This is a genomic window from Candidatus Cloacimonadota bacterium, from assembly GCA_028706475.1.
Lineage (GTDB): Bacteria > Cloacimonadota > Cloacimonadia > Cloacimonadales > Cloacimonadaceae > UBA5456.
Map to the genome: position 1 here is coordinate 19,061 of JAQWBI010000002.1, position 13,730 is coordinate 32,790.

Sequence of the window (13,730 nt, forward strand, 5' to 3'; positions counted from 1 at the left end):
TCTACCTCGTGTATATGAAGCGCAGGAAGAGCTTCGAAATATCGGAGTAGAACGCATAGATCATCAGAGTGATCAGGATGGCAAAACCGATGCGTTGCAGAAAGGATTGTACTTTTAAAGGCAGAGGCTTGCCCACTATGCCCTCTATAAAGGCAAAAAGGATGTGTCCGCCATCCAGAATGGGGATGGGCAACAGGTTCATCACCATCAGGATTAAACTGATGGAACCAAAGAAAAGGATCAGGCTGCCTGCGCCGCGTCTGCCCATCTCCGAGCTCATCGATGCCATCATCACAGGACCGCCCACACTGGATTTCAATTGCGAGGGTTGTTTTACCAGATTGAATAGTGCCTGATAATTCATCAATACGAAATTCACGCTGGATGCAGCACCCAGCCTGATGGCTTCCACCGGGTTGTGACGCAGACTTTCGCTGATGGGCATGTATTGGCTGATGCCGATCATCCGTTCTTGACCCACTGCGACGTTTTCTTCCGGTTTGATTCTGCGCTCAAACTCCTCTTCTCCTCTGGCAATCCGCAAGATCACCTCGTTATTGGGGGAGTTCACAATCAGCTTTCGCATTTCATACCAATCTGTTACGGCTACGCTATCCACCATCAGGATCTTGTCCATAGGTTTCAGCCCGGCGCGCCAGGCGGGAAGCCCGGAAAATACCTCGCCGACTACCGTAGTTACCCTGGGGATCAAGCTGCGCATCAGAGAATCCTTATCGGCGTTGGCTACAGTTAGTTGCAGTTCCTTATTATCTCTGTGATAGGTGATGGTGGGCTTTTCGGCAGAGGCAAATTCCAGCAGGAAGCGGTTGAATCCCCCCACCGGCTTGTCGTTCACAGCCACTAGTGAATCGCCGGGAACAAAATGCTGTGCCCACACTCCATCTGCAGAAGAAATCACTGGAGAAAGGTCTTCCAGCTTTTGGGGAAAGCTGAATGCCAGCATAAAGAGTAACATACCCAATATCAGATTGGCAAAGGGACCGGCAAATACTATCAATGCCCGCTGCCACCATATCTTACCGTCAAAGCGTTCATGCTCGGGCACGTTTGCGTCAGTTTCTTCCTCCTGATCGCTGCTGTCGCCTCTCATCTTCACATAGCCCCCCAGAGGAATCCAGCCAATGCGGTAATCGGTGCCGTTCCTCCGGAACTGCGTGATGGGTGCTCCAAAACCTATGGAGAACTTCTCAATGCCCACTCCGAATGCCCTGGCCACCAAAAAGTGTCCCATTTCGTGAATGGTGATCATCAGTCCCAGGGCGACCAGCATCAACAAGAGCGACAGCATCAGGCCTGCTTATTACTGAGTGTGATGGCGATGTAGGAAGCGACGTCCGTGGCATAGCTCCCAGTGCCAAAACCGGCATCATAGCCCAGTTCAATTGCCAATTCGTGAGATATCCGCGGACCTCCGCAAATGAAAAGAATCTTGTCGCGCAGCCCTTCAGCTTCCGCCAATTCGATCAGGCGGGTCAGGTTTTTGATGTGGATGTTTTTCTGAGTAACGACCTGTGAAACCAGGATGGCATCCGCATTTAGCTCACGTGCTTTTGCCAGGAGCAATTCTGATGGTACCTGAGCGCCCATATTTACAGCGTTGAAGCACTGATAACGCTCCAAACCGAAGCGATGGTTGTAGCCCTTCATGTTCATTATTGCGTCGATGCCCACGGTATGGGCGTCGCTTTCGATGCATGCTCCTACCACGGTGATGGTTCTGCCCAGATGCTCTGCCACGTATTGATCGGTGGCATCCATATCCATCACAGGAGTTTCCACCACTTTCACTTTGATCTTGGATGTGTCCACTCCCACGGATGTTGCGGCATAGGCGATGAAATGAGTAAAACCTTCACCGAGATCCCGCATACTGGTTATTTCAGCTTCATCAAAGCCCATGGATAAGATCAATATACGTGCTGCTTCCTTGCCGCTTACGTCGTTTTTCACCGGCAAGGCAAAGGATAGCTGGATCTTGCCGTCGTTAAGTGTGTCGCCATAGGGTTTCACGATGTGTGTCATAGTCCCAGCTCCTTCTTCATTTTGTCCATAAAGGGATTATAGTATTCCTCGTGGCGTTCAAACACTCCATCCAGGCCTTTACCGCCGTTTTCGGGGCGTTTGATTTCGGCAAAATCTCCTGCTGCCATGGCATTGAAGAGGCCTTCATCCGCCACTTTTTCCAGGAATTCCGTTGCCTGTCTTAGTACCAGATTGGCACGCTCTATTATAAAACTATCCGGACTCAATTGGATGTGTTGCCCCAAGTCTTTTACTGCTTTAAAGAGATATTGAGCGTTTTCGATGGCCAGAGAGCGATCCACCAGATGGGGAGTGTGGATGGCTTCGGTCATCATGCCCAAAAGCTGCACGCCCTGACCCGTAAGCTGTCCAATGAAATTGAACATGGCATCCATCAGATGGGTCTTGAAGATGTTGCCGCTGGCAAACTTTGTGGGCGGCATATATTTCACAGGAGCTTTGGGGAATAGTTCGCGAGTTAGCATGGCATGCGCGAGCTCGTAGCTAAAGCTGTTCTCAAATTCCGGATCGATTTCGTGGGCATGGCCCAAACCCATCTTTTCCGGCTTAACTCCGCTTAGCAAGGCAAAGCTTTCATTCAAAAGCTGAGAGGCAGTAACGGTATAGGCTTTCTCCACAGCGTCGGAAGTAGTGAGATAGTTGTCTTCTCCAGTTTGAATCTCGATGCCGGCAAAAGCATTGATCATGCGGGCAAAATACTGATCCAGCAAAGTGCGTTTGGGATTGATATCACGGAAGAGGATGCCGTACATGGCGTCGTTCAGCATTAGATCCAGCCTTTCGATGGCGCCCATGGCAGCAATTTCCGGCATACACAATCCGGAAGCGTAGTTGGTCAAGCTTATATAGCGCCCCAGTTCTTCAGATACTTCATCCAAGGCCTTACGCATGATGCGGAAGTTCTCCTGAGTGGCATAAGTACCGCCGAAACCAACTGTAGTGGCGCCATAAGGCACATAGTCCAGGAGCGACTGCGCAGTCGAGCGGATCACGGCGATGATGTCCGCACCTTCACGAGCAGCGGCTTTGGCTTGAGTTACATCCTCGTAGATATTACCGGTGGCCACGATCACGTAGATGGCAGGAACGCGGCGGGGGCCATATTTGGCAAAGAAGCCTTCTCTGGCTTGCCTTTGCGAAGCGATATGATGCAGCATCTTTGAGGATAGATCCTCCAAAATGGGATACAAGTCTTTCGCTGGAGCCATGGGCAATCCGACAAGGTCGAGCTCCCCGGATGCCACGAATTCTGCTGCCCGCTGAGCGCTGATTGCTTTATGATGCATGGCATTGGCTATCCAAATGGCCGCCCCCTTATTTAACGCTCCGGCGTTTTGTAAGGCGTCCACTACCACATTGGGCAGAGGCTTGTCGTCTTCAGTAGCGCCGTCAATACCCAAAAGACGCAGCACTGTGCGCTCTATGGTTACAGAGCTATGAGTGTCAAAGAGTCGGCTGAAGCTTCCCGTTATCCTTGCCGCAGCAGTGCGGGCACGGGAAACCAAACCGGAATCTAACTTGAGTTCTAGCATTTACACTCCAAATAGTGATATTTTCCTGTTTACGAGCTTTTTAAGACCCTGTTTTTGGTCAAGAAAAAAGCAAATCGGGATTTGTGCTTTCAATATCTATATAGTGGACAACACTGGGACATTTTTTGTAGTACACAAAAAGGCGGGATCCCGAAAATCCCGCCTCAACAAAGTATGTTGATGGTATCTAAAACAAACCGATGATATTGCCGTCGTGTTCTACGTTGATGGTGTTTGCGCTGGGATCTTTGGGCAGTCCCGGCATGCGCATGATCTCACCGGTGATGGGTATCAAGAATCCTGCTCCGCTTGCCACTATGATCTCGCGCACAGTAACCAGAAAGTCTTTGGGACGTCCGATCAGATCAGGATTGTCCGACAAGGATTTCTGGGTCTTGGCGATGCAGATGGGCAATTTATCAAAACCGTGTTTATTTATCCTTTTCAGGTCATTCTTTGCTTCAGTGCTATAATCAACTTTTTCGGCTCCGTAGATCTCTTTGGCGATTGTGAAGATTTTATCCTCCACAGGGCTGTCCCATTCGTATAGGCCATGATACTTGCACACGTCTTTATCTACAATATCCACAACCTTTTCCGCCAGTTCGATGCCGCCTTCGCTGCCTTTGGTAAAATAGTCTACCACGCTGGCATCAGAACCCGATTTTAGCACAAAATCCTTAACGATCTGCAATTCTTCATCGGTGTCGGTGGAGAAACGGTTGATGGCGACAATCGACTTCATACCGAATTTGGTGATGTTTTCCATATGTTTCGCCAAGTTTACCAACCCATCCGAGACCGCCTTGGGATTGGGTTCATTCAGCTCTTTTACTTTCATTCCGCCATGTATCTTCAACGCACGCACGGTGGCAACCAATACCACTGCGTTTGTGCAGAATCCACCGTACTTGCACACCAGGTCAAAGAACTTTTCCGCACCCAGATCAAATCCAAAACCGGCTTCAGTTACCACATAATCGCTCAAGCGCATGGCTGTCTTGGTGGCCAGAATACTGTTTGCGCCCTGAGCTATATTGGCAAAAGGACCGCCATGCACAAAGGCGGGAGTGTTTTCCGTGGTTTGCACCAGATTTGGCTTCAAAGCATCTTTCAAAAGCGCGGCTATCGCACCCTCAAAGCCCAATTGATGCACCTTTACCGGTTCTCCGGAGAATGAATATCCCACGGTGATATTGCCGATGCGTTCCCTTAACTCATCCAGGTTGTTCGATAGGCACAGTATCGCCATGATCTCGCTGGCAGGAGTGATGTCAAAACCATCCTCCCGCGGAAAACCTTGTTTGCTGCCACCCAAACCGATTACTATTTTACGCAGCATGCGGTCATTCACGTCCACTACACGCTTCCAGGTGATGCGACGCGGATCCAGTTGCAATTCGTTTTTGAAGTAGATGTGGTTGTCCACCAAAGCTGCCAGAGTGTTGTTTGCGGCAGTGATGGCATGAAAATCACCGGTAAAATGAAGGTTGATGTCCTCCATCGGCAACACCTGAGACCATCCTCCACCCGCTGCACCGCCCTTCATGCCGAATACTGGACCCAGGGAAGGTTCGCGAATAGCTACAATTGATTTTTTCCCGATGCGATTGAGAGCTTGCGAAAGACCTATGGAAACTGTGGTTTTCCCCTCTCCGGCAGGTGTGGGAGTGATGGCGGAAACCAGTATGAGTTTTCCCATGGGATTGTTCTCGGCTGCAAATAAGGCGGAATAGCGTAGCTTTGCTTTATAATCACCATAGTGATCGAGATCTTGGGGGCTGAGCCCAATTTTGGCCGCAATCTCGTCGATGGGCTTCAGTTTGGTAAGGTGTCCTATTTCTAGATCAGATAACATGGGAGCCTCCCAGTGGATTATTTATTACTATATACAATCTAAGTGCTTCAGTAGATAATGCAAACTACAGGGACTGCCTGTTGCTGAAGCCGTGTCGAAGCAAATATCAAGCTGTTATCAAGCAGTGGTCACTCGATGATAACCCGATGATATCTGCTTCAATACAGCTTAATGTATGGAGGATGAATAGCCCCGCAAGAGGCGGTACTAGTGTGGAAACGGCATCTTGCCATTTTGTTTCCCCCCTGTAGTGTGGAAACGGCATCCTGGCGTTTAATGACACCACAGGATGGCCTGTTCACCAGGATGGCAGCTTAGCTTGCGATAATTGAGCTTGGCAGGGATGCTCGCACTACAGATGGGCAAAAATCTGTCGAGGACGATGCGCCTGAGATATATCCAGACGAGCCATACAAAAAGTATCTTGACGGTTTATCCAGTCTATAAAAATCTGCAGATATGAAGAAACCTATTCGTAATGCCAGCATCACCTTTTTAGCACGCAAATATCTGGGTGGAAGAAGCCGCCTGGGTGTGAGTCGCAGCCACATTCTTACTTTATGTGGTATCGCTCTGGGAGTGATGGCGCTGATAACCGTGAGTTCGGTGATGAATGGTTTTCGAGCAGACATTCGGGAGCGCATCATCGGCACCCTATCCGAAATGCGGCTTTCGGCACCTGATGGGAAGTCGATTGCGGGATATGAGCAACTTGAAGAACGCATTTCTGTAGCAGGTTATCATGCTGCGGGCGTGGTTCGCTGCGAATTGCTATTGAAGAACGGAGATCAGATGGCTCCGGCCCTGGTTTTTGGTATCGACGCTCAGAAGCAGCGGAAACTTAGCCCGGTTCTTCAGCATCAGGCATCCGGAACTGCGTTACACGGTATTGTGGCAGGAAGTCTTGATTCAGCGGAATTCATGGAGCGGGGAATAGCCATCGGTTCTGGATTGGCAGGTGAATTGGGCCTATATCTGGGTGATGAACTACAGATTATCTCTCCCATCTTCAATATCCCTACTCCCTTTGGACTATTGCCGAAGGTAGAAGTGGTGGAGGTGATGGCTATCTTCAGCGCTGGAATGCCGGAATATGATCAGAGCTATTGTTTTGTCCCACGGGCGATTGCGCAAGGATTTAATGCTTATGCAGACGAAGTGGATTACATAGAAATCCGCAGCGATGATCCCACCCGCAGCCGTATGCATCTGAAGAAGTTGCAGCCGCTGTTTCCGGATTATAAGCTTGAGGATTGGAGCAGTTTTGACGCTTCTTTATATGGTGCTATCCGCTTTGAGAAGTATCTGATGTTTATCATCTTACTTTTTATGTTTATTATAGCCAGTTTCAACTTAACCGGTTCTCTGCTGAAGACAATCAGTTTCAAAAAGAGCGAGCTGGGTCTGCTGAAAGCTTTGGGTTACAAGGACAAAGAACTAAGGCAGCTCTTTTTGCGGCAGGCGTTTATGCTCTGCACACTTGGCATTATTATCGGGCTGATCCTCAGCAGCGTGCTCTTGATCATCCAGGATCGGACTGCTCTGGTGAAATTGGATCAAGCGATTGTTTTGCCTGTCCAAATCCAGATAAGCGATTATCTTTTGGTGATAGCGGTGTCTTATCTGCTTACCTGGTTAAGTATCTTGCTGCCTTTATCCCGCTTAAGTAAAATCAACGCGGTGGAACTAATCCGTCGCAACGCATAAAACTGAATGAGGTTATAATGCACAGAAAAGAAGCTTATCGCATTGCTGTGGAAGCGGAAATCCGCTCTCAAAACTTGTATAAGGCTTTGGCAAAGAGTTTCAAGCACAAAGAAACTAAGGATTTCTTTGCGCAATTACTTTTGTATGAAGAGATTCATGAACAAAAGGTTCGGGAGCTGTACGCCAGAGAATATCCTGGAAAACCTCTGCAACTGATGCAAGACCTGAACATGGAACTTCAGGGTGTGAAGCTGGAAGATCCTAAGCAGGTGCTGGAGTTTGCAATGTCACGCGAAGAACTGGCGCAAAACATCTATTTGAAACTGGCCGAACAAAGTGAGGACGAGAGTACCAAAGCGCTGCTGAAGCAGTTTGCTGCCGAAGAATTGCACCACAAAGAACTGCTATTTGCCGAATTGGAAAAGCTGCATGGCATCCTGCAATGGTTCGATCCGTCTGAATTGAACGGTTTGATGGAATACTAGGATTTGAGCAAAGACCAATTTGACTTTCTGGATGAAGGAGAAAAGAAGGATCGCAAGGTCCCTTTGGCAGAGAAGCTGAGACCACGAAGTCTGGACGCTCTGCGGGGTCAGGAAAAGCTGGTAAGCGGGGATTCTCTCTTGTCCAGGATGATCTCTGGCAATGAGTACTCGAGCTTCATCATGTGGGGGCCACCGGGTAGCGGAAAGACCACCATAGCTAGGATCATCGAGCTGTCTGCACCACATCGCTTTATCCATTTCAGCGCAGTGCTTTCAGGGATCAATGACGTGAAACAAGTGATGCGCGATGCGGATTATGCCCATCGCAGCCGCGGAGAGCAAAGCATCCTTTTTATAGATGAAATCCATCGCTTCAACAAATCTCAACAGGATGCATTTCTGCCTTTTGTGGAAAGCGGATCGGTGATTCTGATCGGGGCTACTACGGAAAATCCATCTTTTGAGGTGATACCCGCCCTGCTTTCGCGTTGCCATGTTTTTGTTCTGGAAGCGCTGGGGGAAGATGACATCAAAGAGATCTTGCGCAAGGGCTTTCAGGAATTGAAGTTGGAGGAGGACGATAATGTGCTAGGCTGGATGGCGGGCAATAGCGGGGGAGATGCGCGCCGGGCTCTGAATGACCTGGAGTTGATCCAGAATTGGTTAAGAGAGAATCCGCATCCCCAGATCAAAGTTCTAGCCAAAACTTTGGCAAAAAAGACCATGTTTTACGACAAAAATCGTGAGGAACACTACAACCTGATCTCCGCTTTGCACAAATCCATGCGGGGTAGTGATCCACAGGCCGCATTGTATTGGCTGGCACGAATGTTGGAAGCCGGAGAAGATCCCCGCTACATAGTACGCCGCATAATCCGTTTTGCCAGCGAGGATGTAGGCTTGGCCGATCCTCAGGCTTTGGCTCAAGCTTTAGCAGCAAAAGACGCCCTGCTCTTTATCGGAATGCCTGAGGCAAGTGTAGCGCTATCTCAGGCAGTAGTATATCTGGCGACCGCACCCAAGAGTAATGCCCTGGATGTAGCCTATCAAAAAGCAGCAACGGATGCGCGCAAGACCAGTCACTATGGGGTGCCATTACATATTCGTAACGCTCCCACCAAGCTGATGAAGGAACTTGATTACGGCAAAGACTACCAGTATGATCACGATTTTGAGAACAAGTACAGCTATCAGAAGTACTTCCCGGACAAGATGGATGAAGAACTGTATTATGAACCGGGGGAATTTGGCTTTGAGCGCGAGATTGCCAAGCGTATCGCCTGGTGGAAGAAACTGAGAGATGAAAGTTAAGTTCTTTACCCATAGTGCTATGTTCAAGAAAACTGAAGCAATGGAAGGACATAGATTTCCCGTAGACTATATGCAAAGGAGCTAGTAATGATAGTAAGCACAACACCTAGTTTGGAAGGATTCAGGATTATCCGTTATCATGATGTAGTAACCGGAGAGACCATCATGGGAGCGAATATTGTTCGAGATCTGATGGCATCCATTACGGATATCATCGGCGGACGTAGCGGGGCCTACGAAAGTAAGCTGCGTGAAGGCAGAAATGCGGCCTTGGGGGAGATGAAGCACTTGGCGTCTCAAATGGGCGCCAACGCTGTAGTGGGAGTCGATATAGATTATGAGGTAGTGGGACAGAGTATGCTAATGGTATCTGCATCCGGAACTGCCGTAACGATTGAGGCGATCCAATAAGGCCTTCTGTAAAGTAAGTGATAACAAGCGCGGGAGCTCAATAAGCCGGATTCTGTAATCCCCGGGGGGACCGATGTCTATCCCTCTGGGCCAAAACTCTCGCTTTGGCTCTAGCTGCCTACCCGGAAGCGGTGTGGGCACACCATAGCTTCCCTATTTGGCATTGCACCGGATAAGGCATTCCTGGCTGCCACTGTCACCAATGGCACCGGTGGTCTCTTACACCACCATTTCACCCTTACACAGCGCCAAATTGGCACTGTGCGGTTTGTTTCTGTGGAGCTGCTCTGCATTGCTGCAGCTTCCCGTTAGGAAGTATCCTGCCCATGGTGTCCGGACTTTCCTCTGTGCTTTTGGGGCACAGCAGACATCTTTCACTCCCGCGGCTATAATATCACAATATGTAAATGCTTTATAGTTCATAGATAGCGTAGCTTTTCCCGGTCGGTAACACCGGCAAACAGCTCTATATATGGTTTTATCGGGCTGATGTTGATCTTTGGGAAAAATACCTCTTCCACTTGGAAGAAGCCTACCGACGCAGACATCTCCACCTCGATCCGGATCGGTTTTTCCTCTCCTTTGTGTATCTTCACTTTTTGGATGGCAGAGGCGGAAGTGCGATGAATATCACCGGGGCGCGCTTTTTGAGAGAGCATAGCGGGGATTCGGGCGCGACCCTTCTCCATGTCGCTGCCGTCACCGATCAGCACCAATCCGGCTTCCAAAGAGTGTATTTTATGTGTGGCCATGTGTCCGAAGATTCCTTCAATGGTGATCGAGCGTATGGCCGCCTTTATATTGTACTCATCAGCGTTGTGAATACTGCTGAGAACCCTATCGATGAATGGGGTTGCGATCTGGATGCTGAGGAATTCATGGCTGTCCCGGGCTATGCTCATGCCAAGGTCGTGTAATAAAGATGCCAGGATCACTCCTACCAATGAATCATCAGCCGTTCCTACATGTTCTTTTTCCAGATTCATTTGAATGCCGGCGTCATTGAGCAACTGAAACATCCTGATGGCATTCAGAGTGGCTTTACGCATATGAACCGGGCCATGATCGTTGTAACCCAGTCGCTTAATCGATACTATGTTGGCATATTCTTGCAGAGCTTGGATCTCGTGATCTTCAAAGATTATCTCGGCAACCTTCAAGGCTTTACCGGAGAGTAATCCCAAGATGCGTTTCTCAAGTTGCTGCTGTTTAACAGATTTATTCATTGTTTACATTCTCCATGTTATTTACGCTGTATCTTCTTGATCCAGAGCTGGGTAGCAGACGCAACTATCGCAATGGCGATCGCAATGGTTCCGGAGATCATCAGGGTGTCAAAGATCAAACCTGAGGCTTGGGCAGATTTCCCGCTTATGTAGGCACTCATCGCATAATAAAGGCTGCGCCCTGGAACTAGGGGGATGATTACGCAGATAACGAACACCGAGACGGGAGTATTCAACAATCTGGCTACCACTTCCGAATAGATACATACTAAGATAATTGCCAGAAACACAGAAAGCAACATCGACTTTGAGTAGTAGTGTATAATCAAATAGCTTGCCCAGCAGACAGCACCCCCCAGAGCAGTAAAGAAAACCCGCATTCCACGCAGGTTGCTACGTAGGGAAAAGCCCAATATTGCCAGAAATGCCCAGCAGAACTGCATCAAAGTAAGACTGTCGAAAGGGCGCATATCAAGACCACAATTCCCATAGTTTTATCATGGCACCGCTGCCAGCAACAATGCCGATGGTGATGATGATGGCTTCCGCTCCCCGCGCTGTTCCGGCCACCAGATCTCCGCTCATGGTATCCCTGATGGCGTTTACTATCTGCAAACCAGGCACCAGAATCATGATGCCGCCGATGATGATGTAATCCAGGCGGATAAAGGGAATGAAGATATCCATAGTTTTACTGATCAATACTATCAAAGCTGCTGCCAGGGCATTGAGCAGAAAGTTGTTTACCGGCAATCTGGAGATGTATTTCAAGCTGGCACTTACCAAAAAGCCCATGATAAAAGCTGCTGCAAATTCGCTCCAGGAACCTCCGAAGAGCAAACAAAAGAAACCGCTGGTTGAAGCGCCGCTGAGATTGGTAAGCCACATGGGGTATGTTTTTTCGGCTTGGATTCTTTGCAACTCACGAGCAAAGTATTCGCTTTTGGATAGTCCCATTAGCTCTTGATCACAGAGTCCGCTATGAAGACAATTGACCACCCGGCTGATTTCTGTGATCTTACCCAAATCCATGCGGCGATGGTCTATACGCTTTATACTTGTGCTCAGTTCCTCATCTTTGTCGCTGATGGAAAGAAAGATGCCGGTGGGAGTTACAAAAGACTCACAATCCGGAAAACCCAAACCAATGCACACTTTGTGGATCATCAGCTCCACCCGGTTTGTGGCACCACCGCTTTCCAGGATGATGCGACCCGTTTCCAGGGCCAGTTTCATACATTGCTGCAGGCTTGTCTTTCCCATTATTCTTGCTCTTTCACCAAATCCAGGATTTCTCTCGGCATACCCAGAATGGAGGCTATCCTGATGGCGTCCATCGGAGGTTTTCGGTTTGCTTTCAAATGCACCAGGCTGTAGTCCATAGCTTGAGAAAGCTTACGCAGGCGCTCGTTCAGATCCTCGCACATACTTTGTTCGGCATCGGCATCAATGCCCTTGATCTGATATTGTCGGATTCCTCTTAACAGGGCAGGAGCAGTGAAGTGGGTGGCAGCAATGGTGGTATGTCTGCTGTTCGATAGATACGTAATAACTGCAGCAGCAAGAGCTTCACCTTCCCGGGGATTGGTTCCTTTGGCAAATTCATCCAGAAGGAACAATCCGCGTCCTTCCTTGTTCAGAGCGCTGCAGAATGCCACCAGTTCATAGCCGAAAGAAGAGAGGTCTTCAGCTTCTGAGGCATGGTTGTAATATACGAAATCATAGATGGGCAGTGTAGCTTGTTCTGCAGGCAGGGGGATGGCAAAACGCAGTAAAATGGCGCATTGAGCCAGACATTTCAGGATGCTGGTTTTCCCACCCATATTTGGTCCGGTGATCAGGTTTGCATTGGTGGAAAAATCCAGGTTCAACTTTTGATAACTGCGTTTACGGCTAAGGACTGCCAGTTCCAAAGGCAGATTACGGGCTTGCTTTAGGGAGATGTGATCCGATATTTTGGGAATGCAACAGCGGTATCGGCGAGCAAAAGCAGCCAGAGAGAAATCCCATCCCAGTTCTTTTACGCTAGCAAGAGCACGCTTTAATAAATCATATTGCTGCGATACTTCTTCTCCCAAGCGTTTCAATATGCTGTATTCCTCACTTTCGATCTCTTTTGCCAATGCTGCGAGTTCTTTCTTGATGCCGTTTGTTTCCGGATTGTCCGCCAAAATAAAGATCAAGTTGCTGATGCTTTCGCGACTTAGCGTGAAGTAGATGCTGTTTTGGATTTTTAGGATCAGATTCTGCTGATTGCGGGAGAGCACAAACTCGTCTTTTAAGTTGTCTATACCCAGTTTACTTTGGGCTTCATTCAAGAATTCTTTGCGGCTGTGTTTCAGCCTTCTGTTCAGCTCATTCCTGCGCTTGACCATATTCTGCAGGGCTTTACTATACAACGGGGATAACCGGAAAGAGGGGATTCTGCCGCCTTCAGGATCCAAAAGCACAAAAAGTCCTTCCAAATCCGGCAGATCATAAGCAGCAATTTTGTGGGACTCAGCATACTTTTTGAGGGCGTCGTAATGATAGATGAAGCTCTTTAGCTCGTAAAGCTCGTGGATGGCAGGATTACCTTTTTTGAATATGGAAAGATTAAAATCCATAAAATGAGCCAGCAGATTGTTCCATTTCGCTTCAGAATCGTGACTAAGCTCCGCTATGAAGCATTCCCGTCTCCGGTATGCCTCAATGATCTCGAGAGGTTCATGGTATACGGAGCTCAGTTTTTGACGTTTTACCGCTTCAAAGAAATCACCGGGAACTGAGATCAATTCATAAATCTTATCCAGCCCCAAGAGCCGGTTCTGCTGTTTATTCATCTTTCTTTTCAATCCTTTGTTGCATTTTTGGATATTGCCGCTTGGTGTCAAGGTAAAAAGGAATTTGTGGACAGGAACAAGCATCGAGACGACTCTTAAACCAAAGCTATGCCGAAGCTGATATAAAGGTGTTGTGATCCTGTGTTCACTCGATGATAACTCGATAATATCAGGTTCAAGTATAGATAGCGCAGAGGAGGAAAGAAGAAGAAAACTGGCTGAACTGTGCCGGTGCTCGCTGTAGCGCTGAAATTGCATGAGTATAACATCGCTTACACATTAATAAAGGCGGAACGGCGTCCGCCTGTAATGTA

General features: G+C 48.4%; 12 protein-coding genes and 1 other RNA gene. 4 read left to right on the forward strand and 9 right to left on the reverse strand.

Annotated elements, in window-relative coordinates; genetic code table 11:
• Nucleotide 1: 1 nt before the first annotated feature.
• The 4 genes from rseP to PHF32_01020 form a co-directional block, all read right to left on the reverse strand.
• Nucleotides 2-1,309, reverse strand: coding sequence for an RIP metalloprotease RseP (rseP, locus tag PHF32_01005; GenBank protein ID MDD4559310.1), 1,308 nt, complete (start codon nucleotides 1,307-1,309; stop codon nucleotides 2-4).
• On the reverse strand, nucleotides 1,309-2,043 hold the full coding sequence (locus tag PHF32_01010; GenBank protein ID MDD4559311.1) for an OAM dimerization domain-containing protein: 735 nt from the start codon (nucleotides 2,041-2,043) through the stop codon (nucleotides 1,309-1,311). The genes rseP and PHF32_01010 overlap by 1 nt, the downstream gene beginning before the upstream one ends.
• Nucleotides 2,040-3,596, reverse strand: a complete 1,557-nt coding sequence (locus PHF32_01015) for a lysine 5,6-aminomutase subunit alpha (protein MDD4559312.1) — start codon at nucleotides 3,594-3,596, stop codon at nucleotides 2,040-2,042. Before PHF32_01015 ends, PHF32_01010 begins: the two co-directional genes overlap by 4 nt.
• A 187-nt stretch (nucleotides 3,597-3,783) precedes the next feature.
• The gene (locus PHF32_01020; GenBank protein ID MDD4559313.1) at nucleotides 3,784-5,454 is read right to left on the reverse strand and encodes a formate--tetrahydrofolate ligase; all 1,671 of its coding nucleotides are present in this window, start codon (nucleotides 5,452-5,454) and stop codon (nucleotides 3,784-3,786) included.
• Between the two features lie 459 nt (nucleotides 5,455-5,913).
• Between PHF32_01020 and PHF32_01025 the strand changes: the two genes are divergently transcribed.
• The 4 genes from PHF32_01025 to PHF32_01040 all read left to right on the forward strand — a co-directional run bounded on the left by PHF32_01025 (nucleotide 5,914) and on the right by PHF32_01040 (nucleotide 9,368).
• Complete coding sequence (locus PHF32_01025) at nucleotides 5,914-7,161, forward strand: ABC transporter permease (protein ID MDD4559314.1); 1,248 nt, start codon at nucleotides 5,914-5,916, stop codon at nucleotides 7,159-7,161.
• Between the two features lie 17 nt (nucleotides 7,162-7,178).
• Nucleotides 7,179-7,646 carry a ferritin family protein gene (locus PHF32_01030; protein MDD4559315.1) on the forward strand — a complete coding sequence of 156 codons (468 nt, stop codon included), beginning with the start codon at nucleotides 7,179-7,181 and terminating at the stop codon, nucleotides 7,644-7,646.
• A gap of 3 nt (nucleotides 7,647-7,649) precedes the next feature.
• Nucleotides 7,650-8,957, forward strand: a complete 1,308-nt coding sequence (locus tag PHF32_01035) for a replication-associated recombination protein A (GenBank protein ID MDD4559316.1) — start codon at nucleotides 7,650-7,652, stop codon at nucleotides 8,955-8,957.
• 87 nt (nucleotides 8,958-9,044) lie between these two features.
• Nucleotides 9,045-9,368 carry a heavy metal-binding domain-containing protein gene (locus tag PHF32_01040; protein ID MDD4559317.1) on the forward strand — a complete coding sequence of 108 codons (324 nt, stop codon included), beginning with the start codon at nucleotides 9,045-9,047 and terminating at the stop codon, nucleotides 9,366-9,368.
• A gap of 25 nt (nucleotides 9,369-9,393) precedes the next feature.
• Here PHF32_01040 and rnpB read toward each other — a convergent pair.
• The 5 genes from rnpB to PHF32_01065 all read right to left on the reverse strand — a co-directional run bounded on the left by rnpB (nucleotide 9,394) and on the right by PHF32_01065 (nucleotide 13,416).
• An RNA gene (gene rnpB, locus PHF32_01045) (RNase P RNA component class A) lies at nucleotides 9,394-9,752 on the reverse strand.
• 35 nt (nucleotides 9,753-9,787) lie between these two features.
• Nucleotides 9,788-10,594 (reverse strand): phosphohydrolase, encoded by an 807-nt coding sequence (locus tag PHF32_01050; GenBank protein MDD4559318.1) that lies wholly within the window; start codon nucleotides 10,592-10,594, stop codon nucleotides 9,788-9,790.
• Nucleotides 10,595-10,611: 17 nt separating this feature from the next.
• On the reverse strand, nucleotides 10,612-11,064 hold the full coding sequence (locus tag PHF32_01055) for a threonine/serine exporter family protein (GenBank protein ID MDD4559319.1): 453 nt from the start codon (nucleotides 11,062-11,064) through the stop codon (nucleotides 10,612-10,614).
• Nucleotide 11,065: 1 nt separating this feature from the next.
• A complete protein-coding gene (locus PHF32_01060) occupies nucleotides 11,066-11,857 on the reverse strand; it encodes a threonine/serine exporter family protein (GenBank protein ID MDD4559320.1) in 792 nt (263 codons plus the stop codon).
• Complete coding sequence (locus PHF32_01065; protein ID MDD4559321.1) at nucleotides 11,857-13,416, reverse strand: AAA family ATPase; 1,560 nt, start codon at nucleotides 13,414-13,416, stop codon at nucleotides 11,857-11,859. Before PHF32_01065 ends, PHF32_01060 begins: the two co-directional genes overlap by 1 nt.
• Nucleotides 13,417-13,730: the final 314 nt, after the last annotated feature.

What these genes read in the sequence shown, in the direction of transcription:
- PHF32_01050 (MDD4559318.1), bottom strand. Translation starts at nt 10,594, where the DNA reads ATGAATAAATCTGTTAAACAGCAGCAACTTGAGAAACGCATCTTGGGA.
- PHF32_01065 (MDD4559321.1), bottom strand. Translation starts at nt 13,416, where the DNA reads ATGAATAAACAGCAGAACCGGCTCTTGGGGCTGGATAAGATTTATGAA.
- PHF32_01040 (MDD4559317.1), top strand. Translation starts at nt 9,045, where the DNA reads ATGATAGTAAGCACAACACCTAGTTTGGAAGGATTCAGGATTATCCGT.
- PHF32_01030 (MDD4559315.1), top strand. Translation starts at nt 7,179, where the DNA reads ATGCACAGAAAAGAAGCTTATCGCATTGCTGTGGAAGCGGAAATCCGC.
- PHF32_01025 (MDD4559314.1), top strand. Translation starts at nt 5,914, where the DNA reads ATGAAGAAACCTATTCGTAATGCCAGCATCACCTTTTTAGCACGCAAA.
- PHF32_01015 (MDD4559312.1), bottom strand. Translation starts at nt 3,596, where the DNA reads ATGCTAGAACTCAAGTTAGATTCCGGTTTGGTTTCCCGTGCCCGCACT.
- PHF32_01055 (MDD4559319.1), bottom strand. Translation starts at nt 11,064, where the DNA reads ATGCGCCCTTTCGACAGTCTTACTTTGATGCAGTTCTGCTGGGCATTT.
- PHF32_01010 (MDD4559311.1), bottom strand. Translation starts at nt 2,043, where the DNA reads ATGACACACATCGTGAAACCCTATGGCGACACACTTAACGACGGCAAG.
- rseP (MDD4559310.1), bottom strand. Translation starts at nt 1,309, where the DNA reads ATGCTGTCGCTCTTGTTGATGCTGGTCGCCCTGGGACTGATGATCACC.
- PHF32_01020 (MDD4559313.1), bottom strand. Translation starts at nt 5,454, where the DNA reads ATGTTATCTGATCTAGAAATAGGACACCTTACCAAACTGAAGCCCATC.
- PHF32_01060 (MDD4559320.1), bottom strand. Translation starts at nt 11,857, where the DNA reads ATGGGAAAGACAAGCCTGCAGCAATGTATGAAACTGGCCCTGGAAACG.